Here is a 16,929-nt window from a genome sequence, read left to right on the forward strand (position 1 = left end):
CGAGAGTAGAGGCAAGCGGAAATCCTATTTTTGAGGAGGAACCCTAAACTAATATTTCGTCCTGAGAAAAAAGAAGAGGGGAACGAAAAAGTCAACGTTGACTTTTTCGTTCCCCTCGCTGTCTCTTATGGTCGCCCCAGCCTACTTATCACAAGTAGACTGGGCCTGTTGCCTGCGATTGCAGAGCGTGAAATAAGAACTGTTTTTACAGATATGTCTGTGGATTAGAACTCAAAGGCAACCCGTGCCTGAATCGAGTGCAGATTCTTGTCGAGAGACATCGGCAAGTTGTATTGATTGTCTACCTTCTGGTACGAGTAGTTCAGTCTCGTTACGATGTTGTCGGTTACATAGTAGTTCAATCCTACGGTAAACGTATCGGCTTTACCTCCGGCAATACTTTGGTCTTTCAAACCAAAGGAAGCATGCAGGGAAGAGGTGTAGAATGCCCCGTTATAGAAGATGTTTCCATCGACAATATCGTTCAAATCGGTGTGGTTATAGCGAAGAACCAGTTCGAGCGTTTTGCCTTTGGGACGATTCATAAGAGCGTCCACTCTGTTGTAGCTGTAATTGCCGCCAAAGATGAGCACACCGGCTTCAACCGTATAGCCGCTGAAGCAGGCAGGGGTATCGGCACCCATGAATTTTTGATAAGCCTCCATGGTGGGGAACATGGTCGACAGTAGTGAACCCAAGGAACTTTGGAAATTATATTCCCAGTCTCTTTCACGGTTGTTGCGTGAATAAATGTATTCACCTTTTACGTAGATGTTACGGAAGTTGGCCATACCCTCGATTCCATATTTGAATACGCTCTTGACGTTATTGACCGTGGCACTCAGGAATTTGGTTTGGTCGATACTCGACTCCAATCCCGAAGCATAAACGACGCTACGGTTGAAATCATCGCTACCGTTGGTGAACCCGTTGGCGTTGGGACGGCGATAGTTAACCGATCCACCGATGTGGAAGTTCCAGTCGTCGTTGGTCATACGGCCCAAGATTCTGGCCGAAGCACTGTATCCCATATCACCTTGGTTGTACTCTGTGGCCAGTTTTTGCGAGAACAAACCACCTTCAACCCAGAAATAGGGGTGGTAGTAACGGTACGATACACCTAATGCACGACCTGTGCCCAAGGCCTCTACCGTAGCCGATTTGTTGATGAATGAATAGTCCATCGAGCTTTGAATGTTCTCAGCCGAGAACGGTTCGGCGTAGTTACCTACTTTCAAGAAACCGTTTTTGTTGGTGTGCCATCTCAGATAGGCATCTTTGATGACCGATGAAGAGGCCAGATCGAAGTCTAGTTTGATATCGAAGGCTTTTCCTATCTGGCTGAACAATCTGATACGGGCAGCCTGGAATTTTGCACCCGAACCCCGATCGGTGAAATCATCGAAATAGTAGGCTCCGTCCATGGCAACTCTACCGCCTACACGGAAAGAGAAGTTGTTGTCTTTTGATTTGAATTTGACGATACCGTCGGCCATATAGGCGTCCAGTTCTTGCTGTGCTTCGGTTTTCTCTTGCGCAAATACGTTGGCGGCGCTGGTACAAAGACACAATCCTAAAATAAAAATATATTTTTTCATGTTTTTCTAAGATTTAAAAGTGATGAAATTAATAGCCCAGTTCGTCCAATACTTCTCGTGCGTCTCTTACGGGTTTGTTTTTGTGAATGTTGTCTTCGATACCAAGATTGCTATTGGAGCGGAAATAGTTCAGACCTTGATCGGCATATTGTTGCAATTCGGTGTTGTAGAAGCGGATAGCCATATCGGCCAAGTTGGTAAATGCGCCGTCCAGGTAGTTTTTGTCTTCACCACCCTCTTTGTTGGGGTCGCACCACGGGCCGGTGTATTTCAAGTATTGTTCATTGGTGTTGAACGACCAAGCGTGAATGTGCATGCCTGTTCGACGAATCATATCGCCTTGCCAAGGAAGCAGACTCGAAGGATAACCATCGACATAGTCGATCATCGGGCCCATGATGGTAGCGCCTGTTCTGATGGCAAAGTTAATCTTGTCGGCATAAGTGGCAGGATTACCGCTCATATCATACATCAAGTAAACTATAGGAATAAGTCTCTTGAATGCCTTGCGGAAGTTTGCCAAGCCGGCACCGTCAAAGGTCTGTACAATAATACGGGCGGGAGTATTGGCAATATCTACGGCACCCGGTTGTCCGTTCTTGTAGGCCACTTTCTTCATGTCGGCGATGTTGTCGGCATACCAGCCGTTTTCGGTCAAGCATTTGGCCAGAGCCTCTTCCATTCCCGAGAACAGGTAGGGAGCTTTCGTTTCGATGTAAACACCGGGACGGTTTCCGTTGTCGAAGGGGTCGTCTTCATATTCGGTTCTTACATAGTTGCCTTCTGCATCTGTTACGATGATACGTTTTCCGTTGGCATCACGTTTGATGCGTTTTCCTTCGGCAATGGCCAATACATCTTCCAAGGTCAAGATATCTTGTCCCACGAAAGAGGCGCGGGCCTGTTCGGGATTGGCCTCGTTGAACCAGGAGCCGATATCCAGTTTAAGCAGTTCTTGATAGGTGAATGCGCTTGTATAGTCGTTCTTTCTGTTGGGATAGACAACTTCTACATCGGTCGTTCTCAGCAGACTTTCATCGTGAAGAGCGAGAATGACACCGTCTTTGGTCTTTTGAAGGTCACATTCGAGGTAATCTGCACCCATGTTTCTTGCCCATCTCATGGCAGCTTCGCTCTCTTCGGGAGCCCAGAATTCAGTTCCGCGGTGTGCAATAATGATATTTTTGGGTAAGTAGTTGATCACATCTTTTTGTTCCGAGCTGAGTGGTAGGAGCTCAGGGACATCGAACGTGGAGTAGCCGTCGGTGCGACCATCCTCCTGACACGATGTGAAGGTCGTCGAAAGAGTCGTTGCTAATGCTAAGGCATAGAGCAACCTTGAATGAATAGATTTTGCTTTCATTTTAATTAAATTTTTAGGTTATAGAGTGTTTTTACATAATGTGCAAAGGAATGGGACTCCCCTTGAAGGGTCGTGAGCCCATTGATTTCAGGGCTCACAAACCTCCTTTATTCGGGGATAATTTCATGAAGAAATCCTATTTCTTGTTTTGAATCAGGTATTGTTCCTCTTTATAGGTAAAGCTAACAAAGAATATCGACAGGAAGCAGGCTGCCAGCAGCAGGATAAAGGTCCAGTCCCAACCGGCGTGCTCGGCTACGTAACCGATTACGATGTTGGCCAGGATAGCGGTACCGAAGAAGTAACCGAAGAATCCCGTCAGACCGGCCGATGTACCGGCTGCGTTTTTCGGAGCCAGGTCGAGAGCCTGTACACCAATCAGCATCACCGGGCCGTAGATGAAGAAACCGATGGCGATAAGCGACAGGGTTACCAGCGTGTAGTTGTCGGAGAATTGCCAGTAGGTGAAGATAAACACGGCCACAATGAGCATGAAGATGATGGTGGTGATGGCCCGGCGGCCCTTGAAGAGTTTGTCGCTTACCCAACCGCAGAAGAGCGTGCCCGGTATGGCGGCAAATTCGTAGGCGAAGTAGGCCCAACCGGCCTCTTTGATGTCGTAGCCCTGAGCCTCTTTCAGGAAGGTGGGAGCCCAGTCGAGGCAGCCGTAGCGTACCATGTAGACGAAGGCGTTGGCGATGGCGATGAACCACAGCATCTTGTTGTTGAGCACATACTTGAAGAAGATCTCTTTCGTGGTCAGCACCTCTTCCTGTTTGGCGCTGTAATTGCGGGGATAGTCGTTGCGATATTTCTCAATCGAGGGCAGTCCGCACGATTGCGGGGTGTCGCGAATCAACACGTAGGCGAAGAGAGCGATAAGGATAGCTACGGCCGACGGGAATACATAGGTTCCGATGAGGAAGTAGTGAGTCGTGTCGGCTCCGTAGAACCACGAACCGAACCAGATGGCGCCATAAACAGCCATCGGGCCTACCAGGGCGCCGCCCACGTTGTGAGCACAGTTCCAGATAGCCATCTTGGTACCACGCTCTTTTACCGAGAACCAGTGAGTCATCACACGTCCGCACGGGGGCCAACCCATACCGTTGAACCAACCTACCAGGAAGTTGAGGGCAGCCATCATGAAGATAGCCCAACCTTTATTTTCGGGGCCGAAGGCAACAACGGGAACAATCATGAACATCATGGATAGGGAGGCCAGAATCAAGCCCAACGGGAGGAATACCCGCGCATTGCTGCGGTCCGATACACTACCCATCAAGAACTTCGAGAGGGCATAGGCTATGGCGTTCATAGACAAAACGATACTCAGCTCTCCCTTTTCGTAGCCAAACTGAGCCAGCTCGGGAATGGCCATGGAGAAGTTCTTGCGGACAATGTAGTAACCTGCGTAACCAATAAAAATTCCTAAGAATACCTGCCATCTCAGACTCTTATAGCGGGAGTCTATCTGGTCGGCCGGGAGTTCCGGCTTGTAGGCAGGGGGTGCCATAAAGTTCCACATGATAATTAGATTTTAATGTAAGATTTATAAGATAATTGTTTATTTGTTCAGTTTCATGGTTCCTTCTACGTCGATGGCCTCGGCCAAGATGCTGATCGGGTGTTTCACCTCGTAGGGGGTGGACATCTCGATTTGCCATTTGCAGGTCTCGCAGTCGGTGGCTACGTATTGCACGCCTGCTGCCTTGATTTGGTTGAAGAGCGATTCGCCTATGCCTTGCGAGGTGGGGTAGTTCTCTTTCTTGAAGCCGTAGGTACCGCCTATGCCGCAGCATTGCGAGTCGAGCACGACCAGATCGAGATGGGGGATTTGCCGCAACAGTTCGATGGAGTAGTAGCCCCACCCCAGTTTCTCCATGTGGCAGGGAGTGTGGTAGGCGACTCTCACCGGTTGGGTGTCGCGGAATTTCAGTTTTACTTTCCCCTCTTCGAGCAGCCGGTAGATGAAGCGGGTGGCCAGTTCGACCGAGTCGCGCACGTCGTCGTTCTCGACTTGCAGCAAGTGGGGATATTCGTCGCGTATGGTGAAGGTACAGGTCGATGAGGCGGCGATAACCGGACGTTTCTCTTCGTTCACCGATTTGCGTATCGATTCGATATTGATGTGGGCCTGTTTCTTGGCCTGGTTGATGAGCCCGTTGGAGATGAGGGCCACGCCACAGCATTTCTCCTTTTCCAGCAGGTGCACGCCGTAGCCGATGGCATTCATCACCTTCACCACGTCCTTGCCCAGCTGGGGGTAGTTGTAGTTGATGTAGCAGCCGTGGAAGAAGCTCACGTGGTTGGGGTAGAGCTCCTGTTTGTCGGCGGCGTTTTTCTTGAACCAGCTGACAAAGGTTTGCCCGGCATACTTGGGGAAGGTACGGTGCTTGTCTATCTTCAAGACGCTGTCCATCACCGCTTTTACCGGTTTCAGCGCTACGGTGGTGTTGACGATGGGAGCGAAGGTCGACGACAGGGTGCCCACGATGTCGGTATTGGCCAGAATCATGTCGCGCAACGAAGGTTTCTTCTGACTGTATTTGATGCGGGCCAGTTGGATAATGTCGCCGATGCGCACGTTGGAGGGGCAAGCCACCTCGCAGCGTTTGCAGTTCAGACAGTATTTGAGGGCTTCGTCAAAAAACTCGCCTCTTTTCAGCCGTAACCGTTCGCCGTCGGGACCCGCCTGTTTCGGACCCGGGTAGTTGGGATTTACGGGAACAACCGGACAATAGACGGTGCATACCGTACATTTGAGGCATTGTTCAAAATTATTGTCGCTGATGTTATATTGTTGCGTATTCATCGTTACTCTATTTTTTCAAGTTATCGGCCACATACAGGGCAGTCAACAGGGATACTCCGGCTCCGCAGCCCTCTTGCAGGGCATCGAAGCCGCTCAAAACCGAGCCGATTGCATATACATTCTCTTGGATTTTTCCGTGGATTTTTATCCGGAACCGCTCGTCGGTAGCGACGCCGAAGGTGCGGTAGCGCTGTGAGGCGAATACCGAGGGGTTGTACCACGTGTTGCGGTTGGGGTCAAACTCGACGTCGGCATCGAACACGGGGTCGAACACCCGGTCCATGAGGGCATACAGTCCGTTGCTGAAAAAGCTGCCCGATGCCAGCACGAAGTGGTCGGCCTGCAAGGCGATGTCGCCGTGATTGACGGTGTAGACGCTGTACACCCGTCCGTCGCCCGTCTCGGCATTGACTACGGTATCGCCCAGCATGTAGTATCCGCCGGCCTGCTCGAATACGTGGCGCAGCCGTTGCTGGGTGCGTATGCCGGGAACCGAGGGGGGCATGGTGGAAATGACGTATACCGGTATGTCGAGTTGTTTTTTCAGTGTGCTTACTGTCTGTGACGACGCAAGTCCGAAGATGGCCGGTACGGCTACGATGTCGAACCCTTTGCTCTTCTCTTGCAGCCGGGCGATAAAGGTTTCGAGAACGCTTCCCGATTCCATGACGCGGGCGATGTTGGCCGACCGCATCTCGGTGGGACTTTGGCGCAACCGTTCAAACTCGGGCAGCGAGATGGCGACAATCTGGCACGAGGCTCCGGCGGTCTCGAAGGCGTCGGCCACGAACTTGGTGTTGAAATCGAGGAAGCCGGTGATGTTGACCAGCAATATCTTTTTGCCTTTCAGCTCGTCGGGTGATTCCAGCGTGGTGAAGTCGTCGAGCGTGAGCCAGGTAGGCAGGGCCGTTCCCATGGGCGATATGCGATAGGTGTTGTGTTTCGAGTCGCCGTGTACCCCAACGCCCGATGCGATGAGCAGCTGTTTGGCCTCTTGGGCATAGTGGGTAAAGCGGTCGCCTATCTTGGCGTAAGGGTGGCTCTTGTCGAGTTGAGCCACAGCCTCTTCGGGGTTGCTTACGGGAGTCCCGTCGGGTAGCTCGTTCAGCAAATCGAATGAACCCGAAGAAAAATGCAATGCACTCTGTCCGGCCGATACGATGGCACATTTCGTGCCTGCCTGCTGCAAGCGAATGCCACAAGTCAGGCCGGCCAAACCTCCTCCAATAATTACGGTATCGAATTTCATTTCTCTTCCATTTTATTCATTCCACATAATCCTTTGTAGACCCATTGGGTATATTCGCCTTCCCGAAGGGCTTCGCCCCAGGCTACGGGGTACATGCCTTTCCAGCGTTCGTTCAGGAATCGGGCCAGGTCGGCTTTGGCCTGGTGGGCGCAGTTGTGCGCCTCGCTCAGCAGACCGGCGGCCCGGCAGGCGCAGAGTTCGCCTTGGCAGGTACCCATGCCCACGCGGGTGCGGTGGCGCAGGTCCTCCATGTTGTGTACGTCGAGCTCTTTCAGAGCATATTTTACTTCGCCTACCGACACATCTTCGCATTCGCATACGAGGCTGTTGTCCACCTCGTTGTCGGTGGAAATCCGGGCAGCCAGGTCGCCGTGGCGGCCGATGGTCGAACGTCTGATGGGGCTGGTGGCGTGTTTCTTGTCGGTCGATTCGGGCTCCTCGTTCCGTGAACCGGGCAGGGGCTCGTTCATGGTCGTGCAGGGTTTGTCGATACCCAGTTTGGCACAGGCCAGGTCGGTGGCCTTCTCGGCCATCAGGCGGTAGGTCATCAGTTTGCCTCCCGTGATGGTGGCAAAGCCGGGCACTCCGTCGCGGGTCTCGTGGTCGAGCAGCACGATGCCCCGGCTGATGTTGCGGCCCGTGGGGTCGTTGTCGGCGGCGACCAGCGGGCGCACACCGGCATAGGCGCGCAGGATACGCGTGGTGGCGAGGGCTGGGGCCAGTTTCTCGCCTTCGCGCAACAGCAGGTCGACCTCTTCCGAGGTTACCCGCATGTCGTCGACCTCGTCAAATCCCACGTGGCTCGACGTGGTACCGATGAGGCAGATGGTATCGCCGGGTACCAGGATGTCGGCATCGGCCGGTTTGCGGCAACGGTTGAGTACGACGTTGTTGACCCGGTGGCCGAAGATGAGCAGCGAACCTTTGGCGGGGTACATGCCTACCTCGATTCCGGCCATCTTGGCAATGTTGTGTCCCCAGATACCACCGGCGTTGATGGTAAGCGGGGCGTAGTAGTTGGTCGACTCTTTTTTCTTGTGATCCCATACGGCAACGCCTATCACGCGGCCCTGCTCCTTAATGAGAGCCGTCACTTCGTGATAAACCAGTATTTGGGCACCGTGAGCCTTGGCGTCGATGATGTTGGCCAAGGTAAGCCGGAAGGGATCGACCGAGCCGTCGGGTACCTTGACCGCTCCGATCAGGTTGGGGTTGACCGAGGGTTCTATGCGACGGGCTTCGGCCGGGTCGATGATTTGGGCATCGATGCCGGCTTCGTGACACGATTCGACAAATTTGGATTGGAAATTTATATCGTCTTCGGGTAGAGAGATAAACAGCCCGTTGTTCTCTTCGACACAATGCCGAGCAATCTTTCGGAGTATCATGTTTTCCTTGATACACTCCGAGGCCGATTCCTTGTCGGTGACGGCATAGCGGGCTCCGCTGTGCAACAAGCCATGGTTGCGACCCGTCGCTCCCGCAGCGAAATCGAAACGTTCCAATAGCAAAACTCTCATACCTCGCAAGGAACAGTCTCTCGCTGTACCTGCTCCCGTTATGCCACCTCCGATGATGATGACATCATATTCATTGCTTTTGCCGTTGAGATTCATGGTAATTATATTATCCTTTTTCTTGTTGATATAAAACCTGTATTGTTTCATATCGCAACAAATATATAGAGTTTTTTAATACAAATGAAATTTTTCTGCAATTTTTTTGTAACTGGAATGTAATATTGTTTTCAAAACGAAATTCATATCTTTGACTATATGTAATGGGGTTATATATCGAAGCATATTATAATAAGGCATGAAAGGGTTGGTCGATTCAGCTCTTTTAACACAAAACAGCCCCTTATTTCTTTAAAAATGAACTAACTTGCATTAAAAACATAAATGATAGTGTTCTTATGACGAAAGAAGAGAGACATTCCATTATTTTGGAGTTGTTGATGCAGCATAATTCCATACTGGTTACTGACCTGGCCGAGCATTTGAATGTTTCGTCGGTTACGATACGAAAGGATTTGACCGATTTGGAGAAGGAGAAGAAACTCTATCGGAATCACGGGAAGGCGATTTTGATTAATCCATATATCAACGACCGAAACGTAAACGAAAAGGAAAAGTTTTATACCGAAGAGAAGAGGCTTATCGGAATGCAAGCTGCAAGTTTAATTGCGAAAAAGGACTCCATTTTGATTGCGTCGGGGACGACCATGCATGCTTTGGCCCGCTGTATCCAGACGACCGACAAGCTCACCGTGATTACAGCTTCGCTGCAAGTCGCCATCATCTTGTCGAAAGACCGCAATATCGACATTATCGAGTTGGGGGGGATCTTGCGGCACAGCAGTCTGTCGGTAGTGGGCAAGTATGCCGAGGCGGCACTTGCCGACTTTTCGTGCAGCAAACTTTTCCTGGGGGTCGACGGTATCGACTTGGATTTCGGGATTACAACGACCGACATGATGGAGGCGAGTCTCAACCGGGTGATGATGCGGACGGCCCAGAAGACCATTGTGCTGGCCGATTCGTCCAAATTCGGACGGCGCGGATTCAGCAAAATCTCTGACATGGAGGATGTCGACCAGATTATCACTGATTCGAAGGTCTCGCCGGCGATTGCCAAGCGCATTGAGGAGATGGGTATCGTCCTGACCATCGCCGATGATCCGTTGCCAATACCCTCCGGCCGCAGTTGATGAATGATTAAAAGGGACACACTCTATTAATACATAGAAAATCCTGTTGAAATATAGAGAGTTACTGGCTGGAGCCGATTGCTGTCGCCATGGCCCGATAGAGACGCGGTGACGAAATCTGGTAATAGATGAACCCGACAAGGTCGGCGATGAACCAACCGATGGGGATCGACCACCAGATGCCGGTTACTCCTACGGCTGGCAGCGAGGCCAGGACGTAGGCCAGAGCTACCCGTGTGCCCAGCGACAGCACGGTGAGTATGACCGACATGCCCGGCATGCGCATCGACCGATAGTATCCGTAGAGTAGGAAGAGAATGCCGATGAGGGCATAGAAGGCTCCCTCGATGCGCAGGTATTGGGCGCCGATGCGTAGTATCTCCTGTTCATCGGGCTTGACGAAGATGAGCATGAGGGGTTCGGCAAAAATAAATATCAGTAGCGAAACGGCGAGGGAGAAGAGGCAGGTGATGAGTAGAGCCTGGCGCATGCCCCGGCGAATGCGTTGCCGTTTGCAAGCCCCGAAGTTTTGGGCCACGAAGGTCGAGAAGGCATTGCCAAACTCCTGTACCGGCATATAGGCAAAGGAGTCTATCTTGACGGCGGCGGCAAAGGCGGCCATCACCACGGTGCCGAAACTGTTGACCAACCCCTGTACCAGCAGAATGCCCAGGTTCATCACCGACTGTTGCACACAGGTGAGAGTTGAGAAGGCGGTAATCTCTTTCAGCGTAGCCCGGTCGAAATAGAGATCGCGGCGGCGGATTCTCAGTTCGGGGCGTTTGAGGTGGGTGTACAGGGCGATACCCAGTGCGGCGGCACCTTGGGCGATGACGGTTGCGGCAGCAGCCCCTTGTATACCCCAGTGTAGCAGCAGGATAAAGAAGAGGTCGAGCCCGATATTGAGCACGACCGACAACGAAAGGAACCACAACGGAGTCACCGAGTCACCCACGGCACGCAGCAGGGCAGCATAGAAGTTATAGATAAAGGTGAAGAGAATGCCCCAAAAGATAATCCACAGGTAGTCGCGCATGAGCGGGTAGACCTCGGCCGGTACTTGCAGAAATCGCAGTATGGGGTCGAGTGCAAGGAATGCGACCAGGTTGAGCACGAGGGTAATGGCCAGAATCAGGACGAAGGCCACATAGGTGCTGTGGCGCAGGGCCGGGAGATCGCCCCGGCCGTATTGTTGGGAGAAGACTGTGCTGCTGCCCAGCGATAGACCCAGCAGAATCGAGCAGAGAAAGACCATGAGCGTATAGGCCGACCCTACGGCTGCCAAGGCCGCGGGGCCGATAAACTGCCCCACGATGAGGGTATCGGCGATGTTGTAGCATTGCTGCAACAGGGCTCCGGCCATCATGGGCAGGGTAAACCGCAGCAGGGTTCCGGTGATGCCCCCTTCGGTGAGGTTCAGGTGTGGGGTCGACATGGTTGCGCTTGGGATTAAGTCGGGGCAAAGGTATAAAGAATCGGGCGATGTCGTCTCTTTCGGAACGCTCCTTTTTTCGGTACTCCCGGCAAATATACTCCTACTTTGCCGGGAGCACCGAAAATATTATTACCTCTTTTTGCAATGATTATCAGACCCGATGTGGATATTTCGGGAGATTCTTTCTACTTTTGCACGAGATGTAAATATAGACTCTCGCCTGGGCAGGCGCAACTCGATGGCGGTTGGCATGGCCTTGTGGATATAAAAACAAGATACAGATATGGCAAAGGAGAATACTTTTTCGGGCATGGCGCACAATGCGCTCACCGCAGAGACTACCATTGTAGGTAAGATTGTTTCGCAGAAAGACATTCGTATCGACGGCACGCTCGAAGGACGATTGGAATGCCAGGGCAAGGTCGTTATCGGAGAGACGGGCCAAGTGATTGGCGACATCGTGGCCGTGAATGCCGAGGTGGTGGGTCGCATTACCGGCAACGTGATGGTGGCCGAGATGTTGGTGTTGAAAGCCACCTCGTCGCTCGAAGGCGATATACAGGCCCGTCGTCTAGCCATAGAACCGGGAGCGGTGTTGAATGGCAAATGCACCATGCAGCCGCCGCTCGACGAGAGCAGTGTGGCTTGATTCGTTTGGACGATCGGGGTGGGCGATGAGCAAAAACCGGCCAGGGGTGTTAAGAGTCTGACCGAAAGGAAAACGTATGGAGAAACAAGTAATACCCGTTTTGGACATGAGCTGCGCCGTGTGCGCGGCTACGGTCGAGAAGACCGTGAGCGAATTGCCGGGAGTGGCCGAGGCTTCGGTCAATTTTTCGGCCAACACCTTGCAGGTGGTTTATGATCCCAAGAAAATTTCGTTGAGAGATATGCAGACGGCTGTGCAGTCGGCAGGATACGATCTGGTCATCTCGGAGAATGCCGAGGCCGATGCCGCCGATGCCGAACGCCGGCACTATGTTGCACAGAAACGCCGCACCGTGGGGGCCTGGATTTTCGGTATTCCGGTGATGGTGCTTTCGATGTGTTTTCATGAGCCTCCGATTTGGCTGATGTGGCTTTTGATGGTGCTCACCTTGCCGGTGCTCTATCTGGGCCGCTCGTTCTATACCTCGGGCTGGAAGGCCGCCCGAAAGGGCCGTGCCAACATGGACACGCTGGTCATGCTCAGCACGGCCGTGTCGTTTGTTTTCAGTCTGTTCACGACCATCTATCCCCGGTTCTGGGAATCGCTGGGGCTGGTTCCCCACGTCTACTACGAATCGGTGGCGATGATTATCGCCTTTGTCCTCTCGGGCAAGTTGCTTGAAGCACGGGCCAAGCAGAGTACGTCGGCTTCGATTCGCTCGCTCATGGGACTGCAACCCAAGACGGCCCGTCTGGTCGACGAGAGCGGCGAGGAGCGCGATGTGCCCATCGGCATGCTGCGTCCCGGCAATCGGGTGAGTGTGCGTCCCGGCGAGAAGATTCCGGTCGACGGCGTGTTGCTCGAAGGGTCGTCGTATGTCGACGAGAGTATGATTAGCGGCGAGTCGGAGGCAGTGGCCAAGCAATCCGGCGACCGGGTGCTGGCCGGGACCCTCAACCAGCGGGGCGCTTTCCTCATACAGGTCGAGGCTTCGGGAGCCGATACGGTACTCTCGCGCATGGTGCGCATGGTGCGCGAGGCTCAGGGAAGCAAGGCTCCCGTGCAGGGTATTGTCGATAAGGTGTCGGCCGTCTTTGTTCCCACGGTTATCGCACTGGCCATACTCACCTTCACGATCTGGGTGGCCGTGTCTGGGTGGGGCATGTTCCCCTACGCTCTGTTGAGTGCCGTCTCGGTGCTGGTAATCGCCTGCCCCTGTGCCCTCGGGTTGGCTACCCCCACGGCCTTGACGGTGGGGATAGGCAAGGCGGCACAGCAACATATCCTCATTAAAGATGCCTTTGCCCTGGAAAACATGTGCCGGGTCAATGCCGTCGTTCTCGATAAGACGGGAACCCTCACCGAGGGGCACCCGCAGGTAGTCGACGAGCAGCTCTATCCCGATTTCGAACAGTTTGCCCCCGTGTTGCTGGCCGCCGAGACGCGGTCGGAACACCCGTTGGCCCTGGCTCTGGCCGATACGTTGCGGCAACGGGGCTATCGCCCGGCCGACGATTTGGCCGACTTTGAGAGCCTCACGGGGCGCGGGGTGACCTGCACCAGCGGCGGAACCACCTTCTGGGTGGGCAATCGGGCCCTGGCCGAGGAGCGCCTGCCGGGTGTTTCGGTGCCCGATGGATATACCGCCTATTTCGGGAACGACCGGGAGCTGTTGGCTCTCTTCGAGGTGAAAGATGCCTTGAAGGCCACCTCGCGCGAGGCGGTGGAGCAGTTGAAACGCTGCGGCATCGAGGTCTATATGCTCACCGGCGACAAGGAGTCGACCGCAGCCGAGGTGGCTCGGGCGGCCGGTATCGACCACTATCGGTGGGGCGTGTTGCCCGACGATAAGGAGCGCTTTGTAGCCGAGTTGCAACAGGCCGGCAAGTGTGTGGCCATGGTGGGCGACGGTATCAACGACTCGCAGGCGCTGGCCCGGGCCGATGTGAGCGTGGCCATGGGCAAGGGTACCGATGTGGCCATGGACGTGGCCATGGTGACCTTGATGAACTCCGACCTGCTGCTGTTGCCCCGGGCGGTGACCCTGTCGCGCCGGACGGTGCGGATTATCCGCGAGAATCTGTTCTGGGCCTTCGGCTACAACGTGGTGTGTATCCCCGTGGCAGCCGGTGTGCTTTATCCCGTAGGGCTGTTGCTTACCCCCATGTGGGCCAGTGCGGCCATGGCATTCAGCTCGGTATCGGTAGTACTCAACAGTTTGCGGTTACGATAAAAAAATAACCCGTTTAAAAACAAAATAAAGATGATACAAGTAAAGACTTCGGCCAAGTGTGCCGGTTGTGTAGCCAAGATTGGCGAACAGTTGAATCAGTTTCTTACTCCCGATCAGTGGAGCCTCGATTTGTCTACTCCCGATAAATTGCTGACTGTCAATGCCGACGTGTCCGCCGAGCGGGTGGTCGATGCCGTACGTGCGGCAGGCTTCAAAGCCGAATTACGGTAAGGGAGTGGCGCAGACCATCACCCACTCGTCGTGGGTGGCATACCACAGGGTGTAGCGGTCGTGGGCCGATGTGCGGCTCTCGACGGCGGTAAAGAGCCCTTCGTGGTCGATTGTGTCGGGTGGAGTGACGTGCAGTTGTGTGCGAAAGTCTACCCCCGCCTCGGGCATCGCTTTGAATAGTGCCTCTTTGGCCGACCAGCACAGGTGCAGCCACAGGGTGTGCGAGTGAGGCGATTCGGTGTGCGCCTGCAACTCATTTTCGTTGAATACTCGAGCGGCTACGCGTTCTATTTGGGCGCCCTGCCGCTCGATGTCTATTCCCACGGGGCGTGTGGGGTGCCAGGCGATGGCCACCCATTGCCGGGTGTGCGAGATGGAGAGGTGTCCGGCACGGTTGGTCAGATAGGGCTGCCCCTCGCGTGTGTGGGCCAGAATACCTCCGCGGGTCTCGTCGAGGCGGTCCAGCAACAGCCGGGTGGCCGCCTGTTCACAGAATCGTTTGGGCGACAGTCCCTGGCTCGACAGTTGTCTGTACGCCTCGTCGCCGAGCAGGGACGCCAGAGTCTCCTCCGTTTCGGTGAGGTGCCAAAGGGCGATGCTTGCACCGGTCGGGGTCGATATGTGGGTGTGAAACGGCATGGCTATCGGGCGGGAATTTCTATACTTTCGATGAGGTGGGCGATGTGGTCCGACAGGTCGTCGACGACGGGGGCGATGGAGTCGCTCTTACCCGGTTCGTCGAAATAGAGGGCACCCCGCAACAGGTATCGGGTGCTGTCGGTTACGATAAATTGCAACGGTGTGGCACTCTCGGCCGAGAGGTCGTAGAGGGTGGCATAAATCTTCAAGCTGTCGTTTTCGTAATGGCCCGCCTGCACGACATCGGGGCGGATACTCTGGCGGTAGACCAGTTCGCGGCTCTCGTCGGTGAGCCGGTCGAGGTTGCCCCGCAAAGGGTGGTAGCTGCAATAGAGGGTGGCCCGATAGCGGGGGAACCGTATGTTGAGCCACTGTACGCCGTCGTGGCGGTGGGTCGAGTCGGGGTCGAGAGCCTCGGTCGTCCCTTCGGGAATCTCGAATGAGAGCCGGGTGCCCGGCAGGGTAGTGCGGCGGTAGGTCTCGGGGTAGGGGTCGATGCGGAAGTAGGCGTCGGGCTTCGGCGTATACTGGCGGCGGCAGGAGAGACTCGTCGTCGCTGCCGTGAGACCGAGCAGGAGATAGATCATCAGGCGGCCGGGACGTATGGAAGAGGGGAACAGACTCATGGCAGCAGGAGGTTTTCGGCGTTATTCGTCCTGAGGCGCAGCCGGGTTGATTTTTACCTTCACCTTGCCGATGCGTCGCTTGTCGAGTTCGAGCACCACGAAACTGCAACGGCCGTAGTCAATCTGCTCTTTCACCTTGGGGAAATCCTCCTTGATGTCGAGTATCAGACCGGCCAGCGTTTCGGCATCTTCGGCCTTGTCGCCGAACTCGCTTTCGTCGAGTCCCGTAATCTTGTAGAAGTCGTTCAGTACGGTTTTTCCCTCGAAGATATAGGTGTTGTCGTCGAGTTTCACGTAGTTTTTCTCCTCCTCGTCATACTCGTCGCTGATGTCGCCCACAATCTCTTCGAGAATATCCTCCATGGTGACGATACCCGAGGTGCCGCCAAACTCGTCGACCACGATGGCCATGTGGATTTTCTTCGTGCGGAACTCTTCCAGCAGGTCGTCGATCATCTTGGTCTCGGGCACGAAATAGGCGCGGCGCATGAGTTTGCGCCAGTTGAACGAGGCGTCCTGCCCGATGTAGGGCAGCAGGTCCTTGCTGTATATGATGCCTTTGATGTCGTCTTCGGTGGTGTCGTAGACGGGCAGCCGCGAATAGCCGGTCTCGATGATGAGGTCGAGCAGCTCCTTGAAATCAGTACGAATCTCCACGTCGGTAATGTCGACCCGGGCCGTCATCACCTCCTGCACGGTTTTGCCACCGAACTTGATGATGCCTTCGAGCATCTCTTTCTCGTCGTTGGCCTCGACCTGAGTCATTTCGAGCGCCTGCGAGAGCTCGTTCATCGAGATGTTGGCCCGCTTACGCACCATGTGCTTGTTGACAATCTGGGTCGAGTTGACCAGCAGGTTGGCCAGCGGGGAGAAAATCTTTTCCAGCAACGACAGTCCCCGGCAGCTCCTTTTTACCCACTTGACGGGCTTCTGGTTGGCATAGAACTTGGGCATCACCTCGCCGAAGAGCAGCAGCAGGAAGGTGAGCAGAATGGTCTGGAAAATGAAATCCAGCACATCGCTGTGAAAATGAAGAATGTCGGAAAAGAAAAAATTACAGAGGATAACGATAGCCACGTTGACCAGGTTGTTCGAGATGAGTATCGTTGCCAGCAGATACTCGGGCTTGGCCAGTAGTTTCTTTACCAAGACGTTGGTGGTAGACTCGTCGTCGTCAAACTCGTGTAGCTCTTCGGACGAGAGCGAGAAGTAGGCTATTTCGGAAGCTGAAACAAATGCAGAGACACACAAAAACAATCCCGCCAGGATTATTGCCAGAATGGCACCGCCCGAGGGGGGCGTAACCTCGATGGCCGAGAAAACCGATAAATACGAATCAGGGTCCAAGAAACAATAGAATTAGTTAAACAATAGGCCCGCC

General features: G+C 54.0%; 14 protein-coding genes. 4 read left to right on the top strand and 10 right to left on the bottom strand.

What is annotated here, in order from left to right:
• Window positions 1-224 precede the first annotated feature (224 nt).
• The 6 genes from BARVI_RS09015 to glpA form a co-directional block, all read right to left on the bottom strand.
• Window positions 225-1,598, bottom strand: coding sequence for an OprO/OprP family phosphate-selective porin (locus tag BARVI_RS09015; RefSeq protein WP_025278923.1), 1,374 nt, complete (start codon window positions 1,596-1,598; stop codon window positions 225-227).
• A gap of 28 nt (window positions 1,599-1,626) precedes the next feature.
• On the bottom strand, window positions 1,627-2,961 hold the full coding sequence (locus BARVI_RS13015; protein ID WP_084547032.1) for a glycerophosphodiester phosphodiesterase family protein: 1,335 nt from the start codon (window positions 2,959-2,961) through the stop codon (window positions 1,627-1,629).
• Between the two features lie 136 nt (window positions 2,962-3,097).
• Window positions 3,098-4,489 carry a phosphoglycerate transporter protein PgtP gene (pgtP, locus tag BARVI_RS09025; RefSeq protein WP_025278925.1) on the bottom strand — a complete coding sequence of 464 codons (1,392 nt, stop codon included), beginning with the start codon at window positions 4,487-4,489 and terminating at the stop codon, window positions 3,098-3,100.
• Between the two features lie 39 nt (window positions 4,490-4,528).
• A complete protein-coding gene (gene glpC, locus BARVI_RS09030) occupies window positions 4,529-5,776 on the bottom strand; it encodes an anaerobic glycerol-3-phosphate dehydrogenase subunit GlpC (RefSeq protein ID WP_025278926.1) in 1,248 nt (415 codons plus the stop codon).
• A 7-nt stretch (window positions 5,777-5,783) separates the two neighbouring features.
• Window positions 5,784-7,025, bottom strand: a complete 1,242-nt coding sequence (glpB, locus tag BARVI_RS09035; RefSeq protein ID WP_025278927.1) for a glycerol-3-phosphate dehydrogenase subunit GlpB — start codon at window positions 7,023-7,025, stop codon at window positions 5,784-5,786.
• A complete protein-coding gene (gene glpA, locus BARVI_RS09040) occupies window positions 7,022-8,641 on the bottom strand; it encodes an anaerobic glycerol-3-phosphate dehydrogenase subunit A (protein WP_025278928.1) in 1,620 nt (539 codons plus the stop codon). The genes glpB and glpA overlap by 4 nt, the downstream gene beginning before the upstream one ends.
• A gap of 299 nt (window positions 8,642-8,940) precedes the next feature.
• Between glpA and BARVI_RS09045 the strand changes: the two genes are divergently transcribed.
• Window positions 8,941-9,735 carry a DeoR/GlpR family DNA-binding transcription regulator gene (locus tag BARVI_RS09045; protein WP_025278929.1) on the top strand — a complete coding sequence of 265 codons (795 nt, stop codon included), beginning with the start codon at window positions 8,941-8,943 and terminating at the stop codon, window positions 9,733-9,735.
• 61 nt (window positions 9,736-9,796) lie between these two features.
• Here the strand turns inward: BARVI_RS09045 and BARVI_RS09050 are convergent, their stop codons facing one another.
• Window positions 9,797-11,170: an MATE family efflux transporter gene (locus BARVI_RS09050; protein WP_025278930.1), complete on the bottom strand. Its 1,374-nt coding sequence runs from the start codon at window positions 11,168-11,170 to the stop codon at window positions 9,797-9,799.
• A 283-nt stretch (window positions 11,171-11,453) separates the two neighbouring features.
• Here BARVI_RS09050 and BARVI_RS09055 point away from each other — a divergent pair, with 283 nt between their 5' ends.
• From BARVI_RS09055 to BARVI_RS09065, 3 genes are all read left to right on the top strand, one after another.
• Window positions 11,454-11,819: a bactofilin family protein gene (locus BARVI_RS09055; RefSeq protein ID WP_025278931.1), complete on the top strand. Its 366-nt coding sequence runs from the start codon at window positions 11,454-11,456 to the stop codon at window positions 11,817-11,819.
• A 76-nt stretch (window positions 11,820-11,895) separates the two neighbouring features.
• Window positions 11,896-14,052: a heavy metal translocating P-type ATPase gene (locus tag BARVI_RS09060; RefSeq protein WP_025278932.1), complete on the top strand. Its 2,157-nt coding sequence runs from the start codon at window positions 11,896-11,898 to the stop codon at window positions 14,050-14,052.
• Between the two features lie 30 nt (window positions 14,053-14,082).
• Entirely contained in the window at window positions 14,083-14,283 is a 201-nt protein-coding gene (locus BARVI_RS09065; protein WP_038534328.1) for a heavy metal-associated domain-containing protein, read from the top strand.
• On the opposite strand, the gene BARVI_RS13020 is transcribed toward BARVI_RS09065, so the two are convergent.
• Genes BARVI_RS13020 through gldE form a run of 3 tightly spaced genes read right to left on the bottom strand, consistent with a single transcriptional unit; the run spans window position 14,275 to window position 16,895 of the window.
• On the bottom strand, window positions 14,275-14,922 hold the full coding sequence (locus BARVI_RS13020) for a 4'-phosphopantetheinyl transferase family protein (RefSeq protein WP_025278934.1): 648 nt from the start codon (window positions 14,920-14,922) through the stop codon (window positions 14,275-14,277). The two genes, BARVI_RS09065 and BARVI_RS13020, sit on opposite strands and share 9 nt — an antisense overlap.
• A 2-nt stretch (window positions 14,923-14,924) precedes the next feature.
• Entirely contained in the window at window positions 14,925-15,548 is a 624-nt protein-coding gene (gene gldD / locus BARVI_RS09075) for a gliding motility lipoprotein GldD (protein WP_025278935.1), read from the bottom strand.
• Window positions 15,549-15,569: 21 nt separating this feature from the next.
• Complete coding sequence (gldE, locus tag BARVI_RS09080) at window positions 15,570-16,895, bottom strand: gliding motility-associated protein GldE (RefSeq protein ID WP_025278936.1); 1,326 nt, start codon at window positions 16,893-16,895, stop codon at window positions 15,570-15,572.
• Window positions 16,896-16,929 lie beyond the last annotated feature (34 nt).

Origin of the sequence: Barnesiella viscericola DSM 18177, from assembly GCF_000512915.1 — a bacterium.
GTDB classification, from domain to species: Bacteria; Bacteroidota; Bacteroidia; order Bacteroidales; family Barnesiellaceae; genus Barnesiella; species Barnesiella viscericola.

Coding starts and splice junctions, on each gene's coding strand:
- pgtP (WP_025278925.1), bottom strand. CDS start 4,489: ATGTGGAACTTTATGGCACCCCCTGCCTACAAGCCGGAACTCCCGGCC.
- BARVI_RS13015 (WP_084547032.1), bottom strand. CDS start 2,961: ATGAAAGCAAAATCTATTCATTCAAGGTTGCTCTATGCCTTAGCATTA.
- BARVI_RS09060 (WP_025278932.1), top strand. CDS start 11,896: ATGGAGAAACAAGTAATACCCGTTTTGGACATGAGCTGCGCCGTGTGC.
- BARVI_RS09050 (WP_025278930.1), bottom strand. CDS start 11,170: ATGTCGACCCCACACCTGAACCTCACCGAAGGGGGCATCACCGGAACC.
- BARVI_RS09015 (WP_025278923.1), bottom strand. CDS start 1,598: ATGAAAAAATATATTTTTATTTTAGGATTGTGTCTTTGTACCAGCGCC.
- BARVI_RS09065 (WP_038534328.1), top strand. CDS start 14,083: ATGATACAAGTAAAGACTTCGGCCAAGTGTGCCGGTTGTGTAGCCAAG.
- BARVI_RS09045 (WP_025278929.1), top strand. CDS start 8,941: ATGACGAAAGAAGAGAGACATTCCATTATTTTGGAGTTGTTGATGCAG.
- gldD (WP_025278935.1), bottom strand. CDS start 15,548: ATGAGTCTGTTCCCCTCTTCCATACGTCCCGGCCGCCTGATGATCTAT.
- glpA (WP_025278928.1), bottom strand. CDS start 8,641: ATGAATCTCAACGGCAAAAGCAATGAATATGATGTCATCATCATCGGA.
- BARVI_RS09055 (WP_025278931.1), top strand. CDS start 11,454: ATGGCAAAGGAGAATACTTTTTCGGGCATGGCGCACAATGCGCTCACC.
- BARVI_RS13020 (WP_025278934.1), bottom strand. CDS start 14,922: ATGCCGTTTCACACCCACATATCGACCCCGACCGGTGCAAGCATCGCC.
- glpC (WP_025278926.1), bottom strand. CDS start 5,776: ATGAATACGCAACAATATAACATCAGCGACAATAATTTTGAACAATGC.
- glpB (WP_025278927.1), bottom strand. CDS start 7,025: ATGAAATTCGATACCGTAATTATTGGAGGAGGTTTGGCCGGCCTGACT.